Origin of the sequence: Phytohabitans houttuyneae (genome assembly GCF_011764425.1) — a bacterium.
Lineage (GTDB): Bacteria > Actinomycetota > Actinomycetes > Mycobacteriales > Micromonosporaceae > Phytohabitans > Phytohabitans houttuyneae.
The window spans coordinates 2,341,742-2,360,346 of sequence record NZ_BLPF01000001.1 but is presented as its reverse complement, the minus strand read 5'-3'; the positions used below and the strand labels follow the sequence as shown (position 1 = coordinate 2,360,346).

Sequence of the window (18,605 nt, the reverse complement as noted above, 5' to 3'; positions counted from 1 at the left end):
CCCACCTCAACTCGCGGAGGGATTCGGTGCGCCGAAAGGTTGACGTCCAGTCTGTCGAGCGCAAGGCGCTCCTGATCTCGCTCCCGGTCGTGGTCGGCGGCTCAGTCCTGGCCAACCTGCTCGCATGGGACGTCAAGTGGCAGATCCCGTTGATCTTCGCCGCGCTCTACATCGTCCTGTCGCTGCTCATGGAGATCCGGGACAACCAGAAGCCGTCCACCTTCACCCACTACAACCACAGCGACGAGTTCTTCACCTCGTTCAGCCGGCTGGTGCAGTCAGCCGAGCGGCGCATCTACACCAGCTACGTGCGCAGGACCCCACCGCCGAGCTTCCAGTCGCCCGCGGCGAAGCAGTACTTCCGGGACGTCGTGCAGTGGACGAAGCGCAACCCCGGAGCCTCGTTTCACCGGATCATCGGCGTGCCCTCGACCGAGCCCTACCGCGGCGAGATGCTTCGCTGGCTGGTGCAGCACCAGCAGGAGATGCGCGGCGTCGCCAACTACCACGCCCGCGTCGTCCCCCTCGACGGCGACGTCGACGCGATCAACATCGCCATCATCGACGAGAAGGCCGTCCTGATCCTTCTGACCTCGGAAGGATCCTTCATGAGCGGCCACCGGCTCGACGCGCCCTCGTCCGTGAGTTCGTTCCGCGACTACTACAGCTCGTGGTGGACATCCGCCGAGCCGCTCGACGCGTTCCTCTCCCGGGTGAGCGGTGACCTCTCCACCCCTCCGCGGGCTCATCCGGCCTGAGTCTCCGCGGCGGGACGGTCAGGATCGTGCCGGATCATCGCGGCGCCGAGGCGGCTCGTCGAGTGCCGGATCGTGTTGCCGCGCCGGTGGCTGACCAGCAGGCCGGCGTCGCGCAGGACGGTGGTGTGGTGGCTGACCGCGGCCGTGGACACGCCGATCCGCCGGGCCAACTCGCCGTTTGTGGCCCCGCCGAAGGCCGCCAGCAGCACAAGGGCGCGGGTCTCGCCGAGCAGCCGGACCAACGCCTCGTGGCTCGCGGCAAGGCGCGGCGGCGAGGATCGGTGCGCCACCGGGTAGACCAGCACCTGCGGCAGCTCCGGGTCGAAGATGGTCAGCGGGTGAAGCCGGCAGAAGTACGACGGCACCAGGACCAGGCCGCGTCCCTCCAGATGGATGTCCCGCCTGGACGGGTGGCTCGGTACCTCAAGCACCGGCGGATCCCACCGCATCATGGGCCGAAACGTCGTGAGCAGCGCCTCGACGCCGCCGTCCTGGGCAGCACCGCGGCGCGCCGCGAGGTCGTCGTGGACGCTGCCGGCGATGGCTTCCAGGTGAGGCGAGACCGCGCAGCGGTAGTACGCCGCCAACGTGGCGCCGAGCTCGCCCAGCGCCCGCCGGCCGCCGGCCCGCAAGCCGTCCAGCCACGCGCCGGCGCCAGCTGCGCCACCGAGCCGGCCAAGCTCGGCTGCCCAGCGTCGGGCCGGCGTGTGCAGTACCGCGTCGATCCCGGCGGCCGGGCCCAGCCTGCCGACCGGCGGCGTGAGCAGATCGGGAAAGTACGCGGCGTGCGGCGCGACGGGGAACAGCTGGTGCCGGACCACTCGGGCCAGACCGCTGCGCCGCAGGTCTTCCGCCACCCGCCGTCGCCACGCGCCGAACGTGGTACGGCCGTAGCCGCCCTGTAGTGCCTGCAGGCTGTTTACCAGCTCCCACATCGCGTCATAACCGTCGAGGAGAAAAGTCTGCGCAAGGTCGTGGCCGGTGAAATGGATCCGCATCGCCCCGTCACCCCCGATGAGGCTTGAGCCACCAATTCCCAGTGGTGCGGCACGCCACTCTATCCAGATCACACAAGCTGGCTTTTCTGATTCACGCAGTTGACCTGGGTCTTTTCGCCACCGTCGAATAAACGGGCGCAGCCACGCCGCGCCCGTCCAGACGCGAAACTACTAACCGCTCGTCAGCGCCGGCCCAAAACGGTCTCGGCGAGGTCTTCGATCGTCCAGGCCACTTCCGTGGGTGCGGTGAGATGTGCGGCGTGGCCCTGGCCGCGGAGGATCTCGACCGACTGCAGGCGGGGCAGGACCTCCGCCAGCGCGTCAAGGCGCTGGCGGAGGTTCGTGGGGCTACGGTCGCCGCCGAGCAGGCAGGTGGGGACGTCCACGCCGGCGTAGCGGTCAACGCCGACCCCCAGCGCCTCGATCGCTTCGTCGTCGGTGATCTGCGCCGGTGCGAACGCCCGCAGCCGGCGCCAGGTCGAAGGACTCAGCCGGACGGCCCGGACCAGCCACCTGGGCGCCTGGACAATCTCCCGTAGATGGATGGCCATGGCCCGCCCCGGGTGGCCGGCGTCCAGAGCCGCTCGCGCGCGTAGCACCGCCTCGCCGCCCAGCGGGCTGGTGACCGCCACCGGCGGCTCGTAGAGCAACATCGCGGCGAACAGAGCCGGCCGGGCCAGCGCCGCCTCGAGGGCCACCACCGCGCCGGACGAGTGACCCACCAGCACCAGTGGCCCCTCCAGGAGCGCGCCGACGGCCAGCAGGTCGTCGACCTCGGTCGCCATCGTGTGGCCCGCCAACGCCGCACCGCCCGCGGCGTACAGCCGGCGGTGGATCCGGACGACCCGGAACCGGTGGGACAGCTTGACCGCGACCCCTTCCCACGACGAGGCATCGCTCGACCCGGGATGAACGATCAGGACCGTGGCGCCCCGCCTCCGGCCCTGGTCGATCGCCGCCACTCGGGTTCCGTCGGCGGAGGTCGCATGGAGCTCACGGGTGGTCACACGTGATCGTGGGTCCTACTTGATGAAGTCCAGGCACGCGTAGGCGGGATCCGGCGGCGGGGTCGTCCGGCCGGGGTCGGGCGGCGCGGTCAGGTCGATCAGCGTCCAGCCGGTCGAGTCGGGCTCTGACGGGGTCCAGAGGTGGGAGTCGACCACCCGGCCGCGCTCTTCGAGGGCGTCGACGATCCGGACGAAGTAGTCGACCGGGTCGCCGGAGAAGCGGGCCGCCCGCACGAACCACACCCGCTTCGCGCCAGCCAGCGCCGCGTCCACCGAGCCCGCTTGGCAGGCGTCGGCACTGGTCATCCGGAAGAAACCGGGTATCGGCAGATCGCGGCCGCCACGCCCGTACCAGTCGGCGATGGGCCGGCTGAACCGGTAGAAGATGATCACGTCACCCGGCTGCAGCCGGGCGGCGACCTCGTTGAGGATGTCGCGGCCCTGATCGCGGTAGCGCGGCTCGCGCGCCTGATGCACCCCGTCGGCGAACGACGGCGTCGCCGCCACGCCCGTCATGACGATGGCCACCGCTGCGGCCACCAGTGCCGCCACCGGCCGCCACGAGCGCTCGCCGGAGCGCAGGGTCCGCGCCGTGTGCAGAACCACCCGGACCGCCGCGTCAACACCGGCCGCCGCCGCCACAAGCATCGGCGCCAGCAGGTAGACGGCGATCCGGCCTTCCCAGGGGTAGGCGCGGAGCGCGGCCGCGCCGAGCGCCGCGACGCCCAGGCCGCCGATCAGGCCGGCCCAGATCGCCTTGCCGCGCAGCACCATCGCCACCAGGCCGGCGACCACGAGCACGAGCAAGACGAGGGGGTACCGCCAACCCAGCGGGTCGTCCGCGAAGCCCGACCACATCCGCGGCAGCCACGCCACAAACTCGGACGGACCCGCGTTTTCGGCCGGGAAGCCCTTGGGGAAGATCTGGTACTGGTTGCCCGGGATCGTGTACTGCATACGCCGCCAGACCATGAGCGCCACCACCGCCAGCGCGGGTGTCACGGCAAGGCCGAGCGCCAGCGCGGTGCCGCGACGGCGGGACAGCAGCAGGACAAGCACGCCGCCGGCGGTCGCGCCCGCGACCACGATGATGGCGCTGTAGCTGAACGGCGCGACCACCAGGCCGGTCACGGCGAGCGCGGCGGCGTGCAGCCAGCGCCGGCGCGGGTTCGTCGATCGCTGGTCGTACTCGACGAACAGCCCCATCGCCAGCAGCAGCAGCATCGCGGCGGCCGCCTCGGTCGAGTACTGCTTGAGCTCTCCGGCGTAGTAGAGCATCCCCGGGCTGAGGGCGACCAGCGCGCTGGCGAGCACGGCGCCGCCCCAACCGATCGCCCGCCGGGCGAGGAACGCGGTCAGGATGAGCGTGGTCGCCGCGCCGAGCAGCCCGGCAAACCGCAAGGACTGCTCGTCTCCGCCGAGCGCGTGATAGAAGAACTTGCTCTCGAACAGCCAGCCGGGCGGGGCGATCTGCGAGTACGCCAGCGGGCCGGTCAGCTCCCACCAGCTCTTACCCCGCAGGTTTACCGCGATGTAGATCTCGTCGCCCCAGAGGCCACGATCGCTCGCCCAGACCCGCACCTGCCCGGCGATCCCGACCAGCACGACGAGGCCGACAGCGGCCCACCTCCAGACCGCCCAGGAGCGACCGGCCTCGGCAGGGGCTGGGGGGTCGGCGGGCGGCTCGGGGGAGGGAGCGGAATCAGAATCTACGGCGACCGGCTGCACGACTCCTGAATATAGTGGGCGGCGAACGACCCTGCCCCTATGGTGGACCGATGGCGTCGGTCAAGCAGGTCCAGGTCACCTTCGACTGCGCGGAGCCTGAGCGTGTCGCTCGGTTCTGGTGCGAGGTATTGGGGTACGTGGTGCCGCCGCCGCCCGACGAGTTCCAGACCTGGGACGATTACAACCGCTCGCTTCCGCCCGAGAAGCAGGACTCGGCCTTCGCGTGTGTCGATCCCACCGGTGTGGGTCCCCGACTGTATTTCCAGCGCGTTCCCGAGGGCAAGGTCGTCAAGAACCGGGTGCATCTCGATGTCCGCGTCGGCACCGGCCTCGTGGGTGAAGAGCGCGTGGCCGCACTAGAGGCCGAATGCGCACGACTCGTCGCCCTCGGCGCTGTCCGCCAGCGCCTGATGCTCGCCGACGAGGAAAACGAGTCGTGCCTCGTGATGCAGGACGTCGAAGGCAACGAGTTCTGCCTCGACTGAGAATCTTTCGACTTGGGATAACCAGACCGCTCACTATCGGGCGCATCTGCGGCTAGGGGTGGGCCTTCCAATGCAGGTGAGACTGCTCGGCTCGGTGGAGATCCTGGCGCCCGAGGTCCGGCCGGTGCCGGGCCGGCGTCGTAAGGCGGTCCTGGCTGGCCGGTGATCCGGCACCTCACCACCCGGTTGGCCCGCCACGGCCACTGGTACGTGACGGAGTCCAGGGCGTCCTTCGCCGCCCGCGCGCACACCTGGAACACGATCCCGCTCACCGACCCGCTTCCGGGCGTGCGGCCCGAAAGCCCGTGTACCGCAGGCGAAGCGCTGGCCTGGTCTGCCGCCGAGCGCACGGAGCTTGTCGCGGCCACCCGCGGTGCCGGCGGCAACGGCCAGCCGGGCAGGAGCGGGATGTACCCGAGGTGGTCGTTGTAAGGGTGGCCGCCGTCCCAGCCCCACAGCTCCGCGAAGATGGAGAAACCGCCTGGGCAAGCCACGAGGTCGTCGGCGGTTCGTTTGGGCATGTGACCGTCGTAGCCGGCGTGGACGTTCCATCGGCTGCCGCCGGCGTAGGCGATCGTCAGGCACGCGTTGTAGAGCCCATGCTCGCCCTGGTTACAGGGCTGATCCTCGGCTGAGGCAGGACCGGCGGTCGCGGTCAGCAGATTGTCGTCCGGCGGCCGTCGCCGCCGCGTGGGAGGACGATGTCAGCGCGCGCTGGAACCGGCCTGGAACGGCACCGGAGCGGGTGTGCCGCGGAAGCGATGGCGGTACGCGGTGGGGGACAGTCCGACGGCGGCGGTCAGGTGCTGGCGCAGGGAGGCGCCGGTGCCCATGCCGGCCTCGGTGGCCACCCGGTCCACCGGCAGGTCGGTCGTTTCCAGCAGGTGGCGCGCGTGCTGGATCCGTTGCTGGGTGAGCCACTGCCCCGGGGTCATTCCGACCTCGTCGCGGAAGCGCCGGCTCAGGGTGCGCACGCTCATGCGCGCTTCGGCGGCCAATGTGGACAGAGTGAGCGGCTGGTGCAGCCGGTCCAGTGCCCATTGCCGGAGCGCGGTGGTGGTGGCGATGTCCGGCTCGGGTACCGGACGGTGCACGAACTGCGCCTGCCCGCCGTCGCGCCAGGGCGGCACGATGCAGAGCCGGGCGACGCGGTTGGCCACCTCGCTGCCGTGGTCGCGGCGGACCAGGTGCAGGCAGAGGTCGATGCCGGCCGCGACGCCGGCGGCGGTGAGGACGTCGCCGTCGTCCACGAAGAGCACGTCGGGGCGCAGGTCGATCGCGGGGAACGTCTGCTGGAAGTGGCGGGCCTGGTTCCAGTGGGTGGTGGCCGGGCGGCCGTCCAGGATGCCGGCGGCGGCCAGCACATAGGCGGCGGTGCAGATCGAGACGATGCGGGTGCCTGGCCGGCGGTGGGCCAGTGCGGTGGCGAGGGGCTCGGGCAGCCAGTCGTGGTCGACCTGGTCGCAGCCGGCGAACGGTGGGATGACCAGCGTGTCCGCGGTGGTCAGCAGGCCGGCGTCGTGTTCGACGGCGATGGTGAAGTCGGCGTCCGTCGCGACCGGCCGGCCGTCGAGGCTGAAGGTGGTCACGTCGTAGAGCGGGTGGCCGTGCGGGTCGGTGGCGGTGCCGAAGATGCGCTTGGGGATGCTCAGCTCGAACGGATAGACGCCGTCGAGGGCGAGTACGGCGACGCGGTGCATGGCCAGATCCTTCCACATGATGTCGATCTGGCCACTGGTCCGTCCGGCTCCCGGGCCGGCAGGCTGCCGGGTATGCGAGCGATTGGTCAGGACGTCCTCGGCGGGCCTGAGGTGCTGAAAGTGGTCGAGGTGCCGCGCCCGGAGCCGGGCTTCGGCGAGGTGCTGGTACGGGTGTACGCGGCGGGGGTGAACCCGACCGACTTCTGGCACCGCGCCACCGGTGGCCTTGCCGGCCGGCCGATCCGGCTGGGCTGGGACGTCTCGGGCGTCGTCGAGGCGGTCGGCCCGGGAGTGACCCTGCACGAGCCCGGCGACGAGGTGTTCGGCATGCCGTGGCAGCCGCGGCCGGCCGGGGCGTACGCCGAATATCTTGTCTGCCCGGCCCGCCACCTGGTCGGCAAGCCGTCGCGGCTGTCCCATGTGGAGGCCGCCGGCCTGCCGATGGTCGCGCTGACCGCGTGGCAGGCACTGACCGACACCGCGGGGGTGCGGCCGGGGCAGCGCGTCCTCGTGCACGCCGCGGCGGGCGGCGTCGGCCACGTCGCGGTGCAGATCGCCAAACGGCTCGGCGCGGAGGTGATCGGCACGGCCAGCGGTGCCAAGCACGATTTCGTCAAGGGGCTCGGTGCCGACCAGCTGGTCGACTACACGAGCGAGGACTTCACCACCGCCGTCCGCGACGTCGACGTGGTCGTGGACACGATCGGCGGGCCGTACGGTCCGCGTTCCCTGCGCGTGCTCAAGCCGGGCGGGCTCGTCGTCTCCCTCGCCTCACCCGCCGAGGCGGCGCTGGCCGGTCCGGCGCGGGCAGCCGGCAGGCGCGCGGCGTTCATGGTCGTGGAAGCCGACCACGCCGGCATGCGTGAGGTGGCCGCCCTCGCCGGGTCCGGCGACCTGAACGTCACGATCGCCACCACGTTTCCGCTGGAGGAGGCCGCGAAGGCGCACGAGCTCGGCGAGCGCGGCCGCGCCACCGGCAAGATCGTCCTGACCGTTACCTGACGCCGCGGACGCGGGTGTTCCTCGGGTCGTAGAGCGGGTCGGAGCGGACCTCCGCGCTCTGCCACGAGCCGAAGACGCCCACCTCCACCTTGGTGCCGACATCCACTGTGGACGGCAGGTAGGCGTACGCGATGGAGGCGCCGACGCGGTAGCCGTAGCCGCCGGAGGTGACGCGGCCGCAGGGACGGCCGTCCACGCGGACCGGTTCGGTGCCCAGGCAGACGGTGCGGGGATCGTCCAGCACAAGGCAGCGCAGGCGCCGGTCCGGTCCGCCGGCGGCGCGGGCGGCCAGCAGCGCGTCGCGGCCGAGGAAGTCGGTCTCGGTCCGGACCGCAAAACCGAGGCCGGCTTCGTCGGGGGTGGTCTCCGGGGTGATGTCGGAACCCCAGACGCGGTACCCCTTCTCCAGCCGCATCGCGTCGATCGCCCGGTAGCCGGCGGGGGTGAGCCCGGACGGGCCGCCGGTCGACAGCAGCAGGTCCCACAGCGTCAGCGTGTACTCGGTCGGTGTGTAGAGCTCCCAGCCGAACTCACCGACGAACGTGACCCGCTGGGCGAGCACCGGCACCGGGCCGATGGTCAGCCGCCGTGCCCGCATGAACCGGAAGTCGAGCGCCTCGTCGACCAGCGGCTGCAGGATGTCCCGGGCGGCCGGGCCCCACAGGCACAGGCACCCGTACCCGCCGGTGACGTCCTCGACGCTGACCCCGTCGGGCGCGTGCCGGCGCAGCCAGGCCAGGTCGCGTACGCCCGACGCGGTGCTCGTCACGATCCGGAAGTGTGTCTCGCCGAGCCGGGTGACAGTGAGGTCCGCCTCGATGCCGGCGCGGGCGTTGAGCAGCTGGGTGTAGACCACCGTCCCCACCGGACGGTCGACATCGGCGGCGCACATCCGCTGCAGGAAGGAGGCCGGGCCGTGCACGTCAAGCTTGGCGAACGACGACTGGTCGAACAGGCCGGCCGCCTCCGCCGTCGCGCGGCACTCCGCCTCGATGGCCGGCGACCAGACCTGCCCAGCCCAACCGGTCGGGCGGGGGGCCGAGGGCACGAAAGCCGGCGGCGGCGCGAACCAGTTGACCCTCTCCCACCCGGCCTTCTCGCCGAGGGCGGCGCCCAGCGGCTCCAACCGCGGCCAGGTCGCGGAGCGGCGCAATGGGCGCCCGGCGGACCATTCGGTGTACGGGTACACCACGTCGTAATAGCGGGAGTACGCGTCCAGCGCCTTCGCGGTGGCCCAGGAGCGGCTCGCCGCATGCCCGCCGAAGCGGCGGATGTCCATGTGGGACACGTCGAACTCGGGCTGGCCGTCCACGATCCACTCGGCCAGCACCTTGCCGACCCCGCCGGCCGCCGCCAGCCCGTGCACGCAGAAGCCGGCCGCCACCCAGAAGCCGCCCACGGCCGTCTCGCCGAGCAGAAACTCGCCGTCCGGCGTGAAGGCCTCCGGCCCGTGCACCACCCGGTCGATCCGCGCCGCCCGCAGGGCTGGAACGCGGCGGCCCGCGTTTGCCCACGACTCCTCGAACTTCGCCAGGTCGGGCGGGAAGAGCGTGCGCGCGGTGGCCAGCGGCGGTGAACCATCCTCCGGCCAGCACACCTCCGGAGTGCGGATGTACCCGCCGACCAGCAGCCCGTCGCCCTCGCCGCGGAAGTAGACGATGTGGTCCGGGTCGCGCACGGTCGGGATGCCGGGCAGGTCGGCGCCGTCCAATGAGGACGACACCACGTACTGGTGCTTGATGGGCACGATCGGGATGGCCACACCCGCCAGTCGCCCCACGTGCCCGGCCGCCGCGCCGGCCGCGTCGACGACCACGTCGGTGGCGATGCGGCCCTTGTCCGTCTGTACCGCCCGCACCCGGCCCCGCTCGACCTCGACGCCGGTGACCCGCACCCCCGTGTGGAACCCCACGCCGAGCTGGTGCGCGCCGGCCGCGAGCGCCGCGGCGAGCGGCTCCGGACGCAGGTAGCCGTCGCCCGGCAGCCAGCCAGCCGACCGCACGTCGGAGACGTCGAGCATGGGCAGGAGGGAGAGGGCCTGCGCCGGGGAGAGCAGCTCCATCTCCAGCCCGTACGTCGTGGCGGCGCTGACCTGCCGCAGCAGCTCCTGCTCGCGCTCCGGCGTGGTGGCCAGCCGCAGCCCGCCGACACCGCGCCAGCCGGGGTCCAGTCCGGTGCGTTCACGCAGCTCGGCGTAGAGGGACGAGGAGTACATGATCATGCGGGTCTGGCTGACGGTGGAGCGGAGCTGGCCGACGAAGCCGGCCGAGTGCCAGGTCGTGCCCTCGGTCAGCTCGTGCTGCTCCAGCACCACCACGTCGGTCCAGCCGAGCCGGGCCAGGTGGTACGCCACGCTGCAGCCGGCGACGCCGCCGCCCACCACGACCACCCGCGCTTCAGTCCGCACACGTGAGTCGTATCACCTAATTGGTCAGACCAAAAGAGCTGAGCGGCCACTCAAAACTTAACCGGGGGTGTATTGACGCTCCTCAGCCCACGGGCTGAAACTCAGCCATGGGTGCACGGACGGTCCATGTCGAAGACGTGCTGGGGCGCGTCTCGATGTGGGCTGGCCAGCCGGTCACCCACAGGCCGCTGACGGGCGGCCTTTCGCACCACATTTGGCGGGTCGACGTGAGGGGCCGCAGCTACGTGCTGCGCGTGCTCGAGCCCGCGGTCTCCGCGGCGGGGTTGGGGGTGCCCCCGCCGTTGGAGATCGAAAATACTCGGTTGGCGGCGGAGTCGGGCGCCGGTGCCCGGGTCTACGAGGTACTGCCCGACGTTCCCGCGCTGGTGCTGGAGTTCCTGCCGGGACGCACGCTGGACCCGGCGTCGGTCCGGGAGGCGAGCGCGATTCCGCGAATCGCGGCCGCCTGCCGACGCCTGCACGCCGGGCCCCGCTTCGGCAGCGACTTCGACATCATCGGCAAGCTGTACGAGCTGCTGGACGTGTGCCGCCACAACGACCTGCCGCTGCCCGACGGTTACCTGGAGCGGCTGTCCATCGTGGAGCACGTGCGGTCGGCGCTGGCTGTCCTACCGATGCCGACCTTGCCCTGTCACAACGACCTTCTGGCGGAAAACTTCATCGACGTCGGCGGCCGGATCCGGATCGTCGACTACCAGCTGTCCGGAAACAACGACCCCTCGTTCGAGTTGGGCGACATCGCGGCCGAGGCCGACTTCGACCCGGATCAGACGGCGGACCTCACCGCCGCCTACTTCGGCGCCGAGACGACGGCCGCGCTGATCGCCCGGGTACGGCTGAACCTCCTACTCTCCAACGTCACCTGGACGCTGTGGTTCACCGTGCATCACGGCCTGCTGCGTGACCCGGAGTCGACATTCGACTACTGGGCCGAGGCGACCGACAAGTGGGGCCAGGCCTGCCGGGACATGGACGATCCCGCGCTGGGCACGCTCCTGCGCGCGGCCGCGGGCCGCGCCTCACTCCATCCCTAGCCGATATAGGGAGACCCTCATGGCAACCACCGCGCCGGCGACGGCCGAGCACCCCATGGACGACGACGCCCATCGCCTTGCCGAACTCGGGTACAAGCAGGAGCTGCGCCGCAAGTGGAGCGGCTTCTCCAACTTCGCCATCTCGTTCTCCATCATCTCGATCCTGGCCGGCTGCTTCACCACCTTCGGCCAGGCGTGGAACAACGGCGGCCCGGTCGCTATCAGCTGGGGCTGGCCGCTCATCTCGCTGTTCATCCTGATCATCGGTTTCTGCATGTCCGAGCTCGTGTCGGCGTACCCGACAGCGGGCGGCATCTACTGGTGGGCCTCGAAGATGGGCAAGCCGGTGCACGGCTGGTTCACCGGGTGGCTCAACCTGATCGGCCTGGTCGCGGTCACCGCGTCGGTCGACTACGGCTGTGCCACCTTCCTGAACCTGACCCTCTCGGCGCTGTTCGAAGGCTGGGCCGGCACGCTCAACCAGGCCTTCCTGCTCTTCGTCATCATCCTGACGCTGCACGGCATCATCAACATCTTCGGCCACCAGATCATCGACATCCTGCAGAACGTCTCGGTGTGGTGGCACGTGGTCGGCGCCGCGGCGGTCGTGCTGATCCTCGTCTTCGTGCCGGACAACCACCAGAGCATGCAGTTCGTCTTCACCGAGAAGTTCAACAACTCGGGCTTCGCCGGCGGCGACAACAACGGGCTGACGTTCTGGTTCTACATCCTGCCGCTGGGCTTCCTGCTCACCCAGTACACGATCACCGGCTTCGACGCCTGCGCGCACGTGTCCGAGGAGACCAAGGGTGCCTCGACCGCGGCCGCGAAGGGGCTCTGGCGGTCCATCTTCTACTCCGCGATCGGCGGCTGGATCCTGCTGCTGTCGTTCCTGTTCGCGGCGACCAATGTGGACGCCATAAACGAGGCCGGCGGCTTCTCCGGCGCCATCTTCGAAAGCGCGCTCACGCCATTCTTCTTCAAGGCCGTCATCATCATCTCCACGATCGGCCAGTTCTTCTGCGGCATGAGCTGCGTGACGAGCATGTCCCGGATGACGTACGCCTTCAGCCGCGACCGCGCCGTGCCGGGCTGGCGGCTGTGGTCCAAGGTGGACCGGAACGGTACGCCGGTCAACGCCATCATCGGCGCGACCGTCGCCGGCCTGATCCTCACCCTGCCGGCGCTGTACAAGAGCCCGGCCGGCATCCCGGTCGCGTTCTACGCGGTCGTCTCGGTCGCGGTCATCGGCCTCTACCTCGCGTTCCTCATCCCGATCGCGCTGCGCCTGCGGATGGGCGACCGCTTCGTGCCCGGGCCGTGGACGCTGGGCCGCAAGTACAAGGTGCTCGGCTGGATCGCGGTCATCGAGATCGCCGTGATCTGCCTGTACTTCATCATGCCGATCGTCCCGGCGGGCGTGCCCGGCAACGACGACTTCAGCTGGTCGTCGGTGAACTACGCGCCGATCGCGGTCGGCGGCCTGCTGCTGCTCGTGGCGGTCTGGTGGTACGCCTCGGCCCGCAAATGGTTCACCGGACCGCGCCGTACGATCGACGAGGCAGAGGTCGAGGCGGCTAGCACTGAGGGGTGATCGATGCCGAGCGACGGGGTCACCTCGCTGCCGGGACAGGAGTTCAGCAGCACAGCCATGCCCCTGTGGCGACCCGTGCGCGGCGGCAACGCGTTCGAGATCACGGTGTCCCGGCTGGCCCAGGCGATCAAGCTCGGGCTGGTGGCTGAGGGAGAGCGGCTGCCGGCCGAGCGCGAGCTCGCCGAAAAGCTCCAGGTCAGCCGGGTCACGCTCCGCGAGGCGATTCGCGCGCTCCGGGAGGCCGGCTACCTGGAGTCCCGGCGCGGGCGCACCGGCGGCACGTTCGTCGTCTCCCGGGCGGGACGGCCGCCGGCCCAGCCGCGGGGCAGGCCCGGCCGCAAGGCGGTGCCGGCGGCGAGCGTCACGCCGCTGGCTCGCCGGGGCGCCGCGGCCGACCTCGCCCGCGAGATGGGCGACACGCTGCACGACGCGCTGGACTTCCGGCGGGTGGTGGAGCCGGGCGGGGCCGGGCTGGCCGCCAGCCGCGCCCTCTCCGCCGCCGAGCGGCAGCACCTCGTGGCGTGCCTGACCGCCTCCCGCGACCGCGAACCGGGCACGCGGCGCGTGGCCGACTCGCGCCTGCACCTGGCGATCGCCGGGGCCAGCGGCAGCCCGTCGCTGGCGGCCGCGGTCGCCGATGTCCAGCTCACGCTGGACCGGCTGCTCGCCGCCATCCCGGTCATCAAGCGCAACCTGGACCACTCCGACGACCAGCACAGCCGCATCGTCGACGCGATCCTCGCCGGAGACCCGGCCGGCGCGCGCTCGCTCATGGAAGAGCACTGCGACGGTACGGCGGAGCTGTTGCTGGGGCTCCTGACCTGATATTGGTATTACTACGAACCTTTTCCGGAGGCGCTCTCATGACGGCAGGCAGGCCAGCACTCTCGCTGGAGGAGCTCCGCGTGGCGGTGGATTCCGGTCAGATCGACACGGTCGTGCTCGCGCTCACCGACATGCAGGGGCGGTTGCAGGGCAAGCGGTTCCACGCCCGCTACTTCCTCGACGAGGTGGTCGCGCACGGCAGCGAAGGGTGCAACTACCTGCTCGCCGTCGACGTCGACATGAACACAGTGGACGGATATGCCATGTCCTCGTGGGAGCGGGGATACGGGGACTTCGCGATGGCGCCCGACCTTTCCACGCTGCGCCGGGTGCCGTGGCAGCCGGGCACCGCGATGCTGCTGGCCGACCTGCAGTGGCTCGACGGCTCCGGCGAGGTGCTGGCCTCCCCGCGGCAGATCCTGCGCCGCCAGCTCGACCGGCTGGCCGCGCACGGGCTGAGCGCGTACGCCGGCACCGAGCTCGAGTTCGTGCTCTACCGCGACTCGTACGAGGACGCGTGGCGGCGCGGCTACCGCGACCTGAACCCGGCCAACCTATACAACATCGACTACTCGCTGCTCGGCACGGCCCGGGTCGAGCCGCTGCTGCGCCGCATCCGCAACGACATGGCCGGCGCGGGGCTGGTGCCGGAAAGCGCCAAGGGCGAGTGCAACCTGGGACAGCACGAGATCGCGTTCCGGTACGCGTCCGCGCTCACCTGCGCGGACAACCACGTCATCTACAAAAACGGGGCCAAGGAGATCGCCGCCCAGGAGGGGATGTCGATCACCTTCATGGCGAAGCCCAACCAGCGCGAGGGCAACTCCTGCCATATCCACTTCTCGCTGCGTACCTCCGCGGGTGGCGCGGCGATGGTCGGCGACGGGTCAGGCCCAGCGGCCGGGAGCGGCGGGAGGGCGCATCTTTCCGCTGTTGGTGAGCGGGCCATCGCCGGGCTGCTGGCCACGATGCGCGAGCTGAGCCTCTTCTACGCTCCGAACATCAACTCCTACAAGCGGTACCAGCCCGGCTCGTTCGCTCCCACGGCCGTGCGCTGGGGCACCGACAACCGCACCTGCGCGCTGCGCCTGGTGGGACACGGCGGCCACTCGCTGCGCGTGGAAAACCGGGTGCCGGGCGCGGACGTCAACCCGTACCTGGCCATCGCCGCGCTCGTCGCCGGTGCGGTGCACGGCATCGAAAACGAGCTGGCCCTCGAAGGGGCGTACAGCGGCAACGCCTACGAGGACGCGGACGCCCCTCGGGTGCCGGCGTCACTGCGCGACGCGGTTGAGCTGTGGGAAACTTCCGCGGTCGCGCGCGAGGCGTTCGGGGACGACGTGGTCGCCCACTACGCCAACAACGCGCGGGTCGAGCTGGCCGCCTTCGACGCCGCGGTAACGGATTGGGAGCTGTACCGGGGGTTCGAACGGCTGTGACGACGACAGATGTGCACAACCCGGCGACCGGGCAGGTCGTGGCGACGGTTCCGTCGTCATCGACCGAGGAGACCGACGCCGCCATCGAGCGCTCGAGGGGGCGTTCGACTCCTGGCGCCAGGTCTCGCCCGGCGACCGGTCCCGGCTGCTGCGGCGCTTCGCCGCGGAGGTCGACGCGCATCTGGAGGAGCTGGCCCAGCTGGAGGTGACCAGCGCCGGCCACACGATCGGCAATGCCCGCTGGGAGGCGGGCAACGTCCGCGACGTGCTCGACTACTACGCGGGCGCACCGGAGCGGCTGACCGGGCACCAGATCCCGGTGCCGGGCGGGCTCGACGTGACGTTCCACGAGCCGCTGGGCGTGGTCGGCGTGATCGTCCCGTGGAACTTCCCGATGCCGATCGCCGGCTGGGGCTTCGCGCCCGCGCTGGCCGCCGGCAACACGGTGGTGCTCAAGCCGGCCGAGCTGACCCCGCTGACCGCCATGCGCCTCGGCGAGCTGGCGCTTTCGGCGGGCCTGCCGGAGGGCGTCCTCACGGTCGTACCCGGCAAGGGCTCGGTCGTGGGGGAGCGGTTCGTGACCCACCCGGCGGTGCGCAAGGTGTGCTTCACCGGGTCCACCGAGGTGGGCAAGCGGATCATGGCGGGCTGCGCGGAGCAGGTCAAGCGGGTGACGCTCGAGCTCGGTGGCAAGAGCGCCAACCTGGTCTTCGCGGACGCCGATCTCGCGGCCGCGGCCGCCGCCGCGCCGGCCGCGGTGTTCGACAACGCCGGCCAGGACTGCTGCGCACGGTCGCGGATCCTGGTCCAGCGCTCGGTGTACGAGGAGTTCCTGGCGCTGCTGGAGCCCGCGGTGCGCGCCTTCCGGGTGGAGGATCCGGCGCTCGAGACCGCGCAGATGGGCCCGCTCATCTCGGCCGGGCAGCGGGCCACTGTCTCCTCCTATGTAGACGGTGCGAAGGTGGCCTTCAGCGGCTCCGCGCCGGACGGGGAGGGCTACTGGTACCCGCCGACCGTCCTGCTGGCCGACTCGCCGGCCGAGCGGCACTGGCGGGAGGAGATCTTCGGCCCGGTCGTGTCGGTGCTGGCCTTCGACACCGAGGACGACGCGATCCGGCTGGCCAACGACACCGAGTACGGGCTGTCCGGCTCGATCTGGACCCGCGACGTGGGGCGGGCCATCCGGGTCGCGCGGGGCGTCGAGTCCGGCAACCTGAGCGTCAACTCCAACTCCTCGGTGCGCTACTGGACCCCGTTCGGCGGCATGAAGCAGTCCGGCCTCGGGCGTGAGCTGGGCCCTGACGCGTTGCACGCGTTCACCGATGTGAAAAATGTCTTTATCGCGGCTTAGGGAGTGATATGAGCGGGAGTCCTGAGGCTAAGGGCCTCGGCCACGACGGCGGACGAGCGCCGAGGGGCGGAGCGTGGTAGGCGTGGAGCGTCTGGCCGACCGTGTCGCGGTGGTGACCGGAGCTGGCAGCGGGATCGGGCTGGCCACCGCCCGGCGGTTGCACGCCGAGGGTGCGCTTGTGGTCTGCGTCGACGTCGACGAAGACTCCGGCAAGGCGGTCGCCGGGGAGGTGGCGGGTGAGTTCGTCGCCTGTGACGTGACCGACGAGGCGGCCGTGCGGGCCCTCTTCGACGGCGTGGCGGCGCGGCACGGGCGGGTGGACATCGCGTTCAACAACGCCGGCATCTCGCCGCCGGACGACGACTCGATCCTGGTCACCGGGCTGGAGGCGTGGGAGCGGGTGATCCGGGTCAACACCACGAGCGTGTACCTGTGCTGCAAGTACGCCATCCCGCACATGCAGCGCCAGGGCAAGGGCTCGATCATCAACACCGCCTCGTTCGTCGCGCTGATGGGCGCGGCGACCAGCCAGATCGCGTACACGGCGAGCAAGGGCGGCGTGCTCGCGATGAGCCGCGAGCTGGGCGTGCAGTTCGCCCGCGAGGGGATCCGGGTCAACGCGCTGTGCCCCGGGCCGGTCGCCACGCCGATGCTGATGGAGCTGTTCGCCAAGGACCCGAAGCGGGCCGCCCGGCGCCTGGTGCACGTGCCGATGGGGCGCTTCGCCCAGCCCGAGGAGATCGCCGCCGCGGTCGCGTTTCTGGCCAGCGACGACGCGTCGTTCGTCACAGCGTCCCAGTTTGTGGTCGATGGCGGCATCACCGGGGCGTACGTGACGCCGATCTAGGGTAGAAACAATCTTGATGCGGCCGATCATCGGTATCACCTCGTACGTCGAGCCCGCCGCCTGGGGCGTGTGGCACGACGTGCCGGCCGCTCTCCTGCCGTACACCTATGTGCGCGCGGTCGAGGAGGCCGGCGGGCGGGCGATCGTCATCCCACCGGACCCGGACGGCGCCGAGATCCTGCGCGTGCTCGACGGGCTCGTGCTGGCCGGCGGGCCGGACATCGACGCCTCCCGGTACGGAGCCGAGGCCCACCCGCGCACCGACAGCCGGCCCGAGCGCGACGCGGGGGAGTTCGCGCTGGCCGGCGCCGACCTGCCGATCCTGGGCGTGTGCCGGGGGATGCAGCTGCTCGCGGTGGCGCACGGCGGGCGGCTGCACCAGCACCTGCCCGACGTCGTGGGCCACGACAAGCACCGCCCCGCCCTCGGTCAGTACGGCTCGCACGGCGCCCGCTTCGTCCCGGGTAGCCTCGTCGACCGGATCATGGACGGCGACGGCGAGGTCAACTCCTACCACCACCAGGGCGTCGCCGACCCGGGGCGGCTCACGGTCACCGGCTGGGCAGACGACGGCACGATCGAGGCGATCGAGGACCCGGCCCGCCCCTTCCTGCTGGGCGTCCAGTGGCATCCCGAGGCGGATGGGGACATCCGGCCGTTCCGGGCGTTGGTGGACGCCTCGCGCTAAGTTGATCCGTATGGGGCGGCCGCTGATTGGTTTGACCACGTACGGCGAGGATGCGCGCTTCGGGCTCAATGACACGTTCTCCGCGGTGCTGCCGATGTCGTACGTGCACGCCATCCACGAGAGCGGCGGTCGGGCGGTCCTGATCACGCCGGACGCACCCGACTCCGACGTGTTGGACGGCATCGACGGGATCATGTTCACCGGCGGCTCGGACGTCGACCCCGCCCTCTACGGCGAGGCACCCCATCCGACCACCAAGGTCAAGCCGCAGCGCGACGGGGCCGAGCTGCTCCTGCTCCGCGCGGCGCTCGCCGCCGACGTGCCCGTGCTCGGCGTGTGCCGGGGCATGCAGCTGATGGCCGTGGCGTACGGCGGGCGGCTGCACCAGCACCTGCCCGACGTGCTCGGACACGATGGTCACCGGCCCCTCAGCGGCCCCAAGTTCGGCCACCACCCGGTGCGCCTGCTGCCGGGCTCGCGCGCGCACGGCATCCTCGGCGGCGAGGTGACCGTCAACTCGTACCACCACCAGGGCGTGCGGGACCCGGGCGGGCTCACCCCGGTCGGCTGGTGCCCCGACGACGACCTCGTCGAGGTGGTCGAGGACCCGAGCCGCACGTTCGTGCTCGGCGTGCAGTGGCACCCCGAGGACACCGACGACTTCCGGGTCTTCGACGCCTTCGTGCAGGCGGCCAACGCCCGCAAGATGGCGTTCCGATAA

General features: G+C 71.0%; 16 protein-coding genes and 1 pseudogene. 12 read left to right on the top strand and 5 right to left on the bottom strand.

Features of this window, described 5'->3' with window-relative positions:
* Positions 1-26 precede the first annotated feature (26 nt).
* Entirely contained in the window at positions 27-758 is a 732-nt protein-coding gene (locus tag Phou_RS10360) for a hypothetical protein (protein WP_173055695.1), read from the top strand.
* Here the strand turns inward: Phou_RS10360 and Phou_RS10355 are convergent.
* From Phou_RS10355 to Phou_RS10345, 3 genes are all read right to left on the bottom strand, one after another.
* On the bottom strand, positions 746-1,756 hold the full coding sequence (locus tag Phou_RS10355; protein WP_173055693.1) for a winged helix-turn-helix domain-containing protein: 1,011 nt from the start codon (positions 1,754-1,756) through the stop codon (positions 746-748). The genes Phou_RS10360 and Phou_RS10355 overlap by 13 nt on opposite strands.
* 182 nt (positions 1,757-1,938) lie before the next feature.
* The gene (locus Phou_RS10350; protein WP_173055691.1) at positions 1,939-2,718 is read right to left on the bottom strand and encodes an alpha/beta fold hydrolase; all 780 of its coding nucleotides are present in this window, start codon (positions 2,716-2,718) and stop codon (positions 1,939-1,941) included.
* A 60-nt stretch (positions 2,719-2,778) separates the two neighbouring features.
* Complete coding sequence (locus Phou_RS10345) at positions 2,779-4,368, bottom strand: ArnT family glycosyltransferase (RefSeq protein WP_173055689.1); 1,590 nt, start codon at positions 4,366-4,368, stop codon at positions 2,779-2,781.
* Positions 4,369-4,541: 173 nt separating this feature from the next.
* Here Phou_RS10345 and Phou_RS10340 point away from each other — a divergent pair, with 173 nt between their 5' ends.
* The gene (locus Phou_RS10340) at positions 4,542-4,976 is read left to right on the top strand and encodes a VOC family protein (RefSeq protein ID WP_173055687.1); all 435 of its coding nucleotides are present in this window, start codon (positions 4,542-4,544) and stop codon (positions 4,974-4,976) included.
* A gap of 162 nt (positions 4,977-5,138) precedes the next feature.
* The gene (locus tag Phou_RS10335) at positions 5,139-5,408 is read left to right on the top strand and encodes a hypothetical protein (protein ID WP_173055685.1); all 270 of its coding nucleotides are present in this window, start codon (positions 5,139-5,141) and stop codon (positions 5,406-5,408) included.
* A gap of 272 nt (positions 5,409-5,680) precedes the next feature.
* Here Phou_RS10335 and Phou_RS10330 read toward each other — a convergent pair whose 3' ends face one another.
* Entirely contained in the window at positions 5,681-6,676 is a 996-nt protein-coding gene (locus tag Phou_RS10330; RefSeq protein WP_173055683.1) for a GlxA family transcriptional regulator, read from the bottom strand.
* 72 nt (positions 6,677-6,748) lie between these two features.
* Here Phou_RS10330 and Phou_RS10325 point away from each other — a divergent pair, with 72 nt between their 5' ends.
* On the top strand, positions 6,749-7,678 hold the full coding sequence (locus Phou_RS10325) for an NADP-dependent oxidoreductase (RefSeq protein WP_173055681.1): 930 nt from the start codon (positions 6,749-6,751) through the stop codon (positions 7,676-7,678).
* On the opposite strand, the gene Phou_RS10320 is transcribed toward Phou_RS10325, so the two are convergent.
* Entirely contained in the window at positions 7,671-10,085 is a 2,415-nt protein-coding gene (locus Phou_RS10320) for a GcvT family protein (RefSeq protein ID WP_173055679.1), read from the bottom strand. The two genes, Phou_RS10325 and Phou_RS10320, sit on opposite strands and share 8 nt — an antisense overlap.
* A gap of 107 nt (positions 10,086-10,192) precedes the next feature.
* Here Phou_RS10320 and Phou_RS10315 point away from each other — a divergent pair, with 107 nt between their 5' ends.
* The 8 genes and pseudogenes from Phou_RS10315 (at position 10,193) to Phou_RS10280 (ending at position 18,605) form a co-directional block, all read left to right on the top strand.
* Entirely contained in the window at positions 10,193-11,140 is a 948-nt protein-coding gene (locus tag Phou_RS10315; protein ID WP_173055677.1) for a choline/ethanolamine kinase family protein, read from the top strand.
* A 19-nt stretch (positions 11,141-11,159) separates the two neighbouring features.
* Positions 11,160-12,734 (top strand): amino acid permease, encoded by a 1,575-nt coding sequence (locus Phou_RS10310; protein ID WP_173055675.1) that lies wholly within the window; start codon positions 11,160-11,162, stop codon positions 12,732-12,734.
* A 3-nt stretch (positions 12,735-12,737) separates the two neighbouring features.
* The gene (locus tag Phou_RS10305; protein ID WP_173055673.1) at positions 12,738-13,559 is read left to right on the top strand and encodes a FadR/GntR family transcriptional regulator; all 822 of its coding nucleotides are present in this window, start codon (positions 12,738-12,740) and stop codon (positions 13,557-13,559) included.
* A gap of 38 nt (positions 13,560-13,597) precedes the next feature.
* Entirely contained in the window at positions 13,598-14,998 is a 1,401-nt protein-coding gene (locus tag Phou_RS10300; RefSeq protein ID WP_173055671.1) for a glutamine synthetase family protein, read from the top strand.
* Positions 14,999-15,009: 11 nt separating this feature from the next.
* A pseudogene (locus tag Phou_RS10295) lies at positions 15,010-16,349 on the top strand (aldehyde dehydrogenase family protein).
* 82 nt (positions 16,350-16,431) lie between these two features.
* Positions 16,432-17,196, top strand: a complete 765-nt coding sequence (locus Phou_RS10290; protein ID WP_173055669.1) for a 3-oxoacyl-ACP reductase — start codon at positions 16,432-16,434, stop codon at positions 17,194-17,196.
* 16 nt (positions 17,197-17,212) lie between these two features.
* Positions 17,213-17,884, top strand: coding sequence for a gamma-glutamyl-gamma-aminobutyrate hydrolase family protein (locus tag Phou_RS10285; RefSeq protein WP_173055667.1), 672 nt, complete (start codon positions 17,213-17,215; stop codon positions 17,882-17,884).
* A 10-nt stretch (positions 17,885-17,894) separates the two neighbouring features.
* Positions 17,895-18,605 (top strand): gamma-glutamyl-gamma-aminobutyrate hydrolase family protein, encoded by a 711-nt coding sequence (locus Phou_RS10280; RefSeq protein WP_173055665.1) that lies wholly within the window; start codon positions 17,895-17,897, stop codon positions 18,603-18,605.

Coding starts and splice junctions, on each gene's coding strand:
- Phou_RS10355 (WP_173055693.1), bottom strand. CDS start 1,756: ATGCGGATCCATTTCACCGGCCACGACCTTGCGCAGACTTTTCTCCTC.
- Phou_RS10340 (WP_173055687.1), top strand. CDS start 4,542: ATGGCGTCGGTCAAGCAGGTCCAGGTCACCTTCGACTGCGCGGAGCCT.
- Phou_RS10330 (WP_173055683.1), bottom strand. CDS start 6,676: ATGCACCGCGTCGCCGTACTCGCCCTCGACGGCGTCTATCCGTTCGAG.
- Phou_RS10325 (WP_173055681.1), top strand. CDS start 6,749: ATGCGAGCGATTGGTCAGGACGTCCTCGGCGGGCCTGAGGTGCTGAAA.
- Phou_RS10315 (WP_173055677.1), top strand. CDS start 10,193: ATGGGTGCACGGACGGTCCATGTCGAAGACGTGCTGGGGCGCGTCTCG.
- Phou_RS10310 (WP_173055675.1), top strand. CDS start 11,160: ATGGCAACCACCGCGCCGGCGACGGCCGAGCACCCCATGGACGACGAC.
- Phou_RS10305 (WP_173055673.1), top strand. CDS start 12,738: ATGCCGAGCGACGGGGTCACCTCGCTGCCGGGACAGGAGTTCAGCAGC.
- Phou_RS10300 (WP_173055671.1), top strand. CDS start 13,598: ATGACGGCAGGCAGGCCAGCACTCTCGCTGGAGGAGCTCCGCGTGGCG.
- Phou_RS10285 (WP_173055667.1), top strand. CDS start 17,213: ATGCGGCCGATCATCGGTATCACCTCGTACGTCGAGCCCGCCGCCTGG.
- Phou_RS10280 (WP_173055665.1), top strand. CDS start 17,895: ATGGGGCGGCCGCTGATTGGTTTGACCACGTACGGCGAGGATGCGCGC.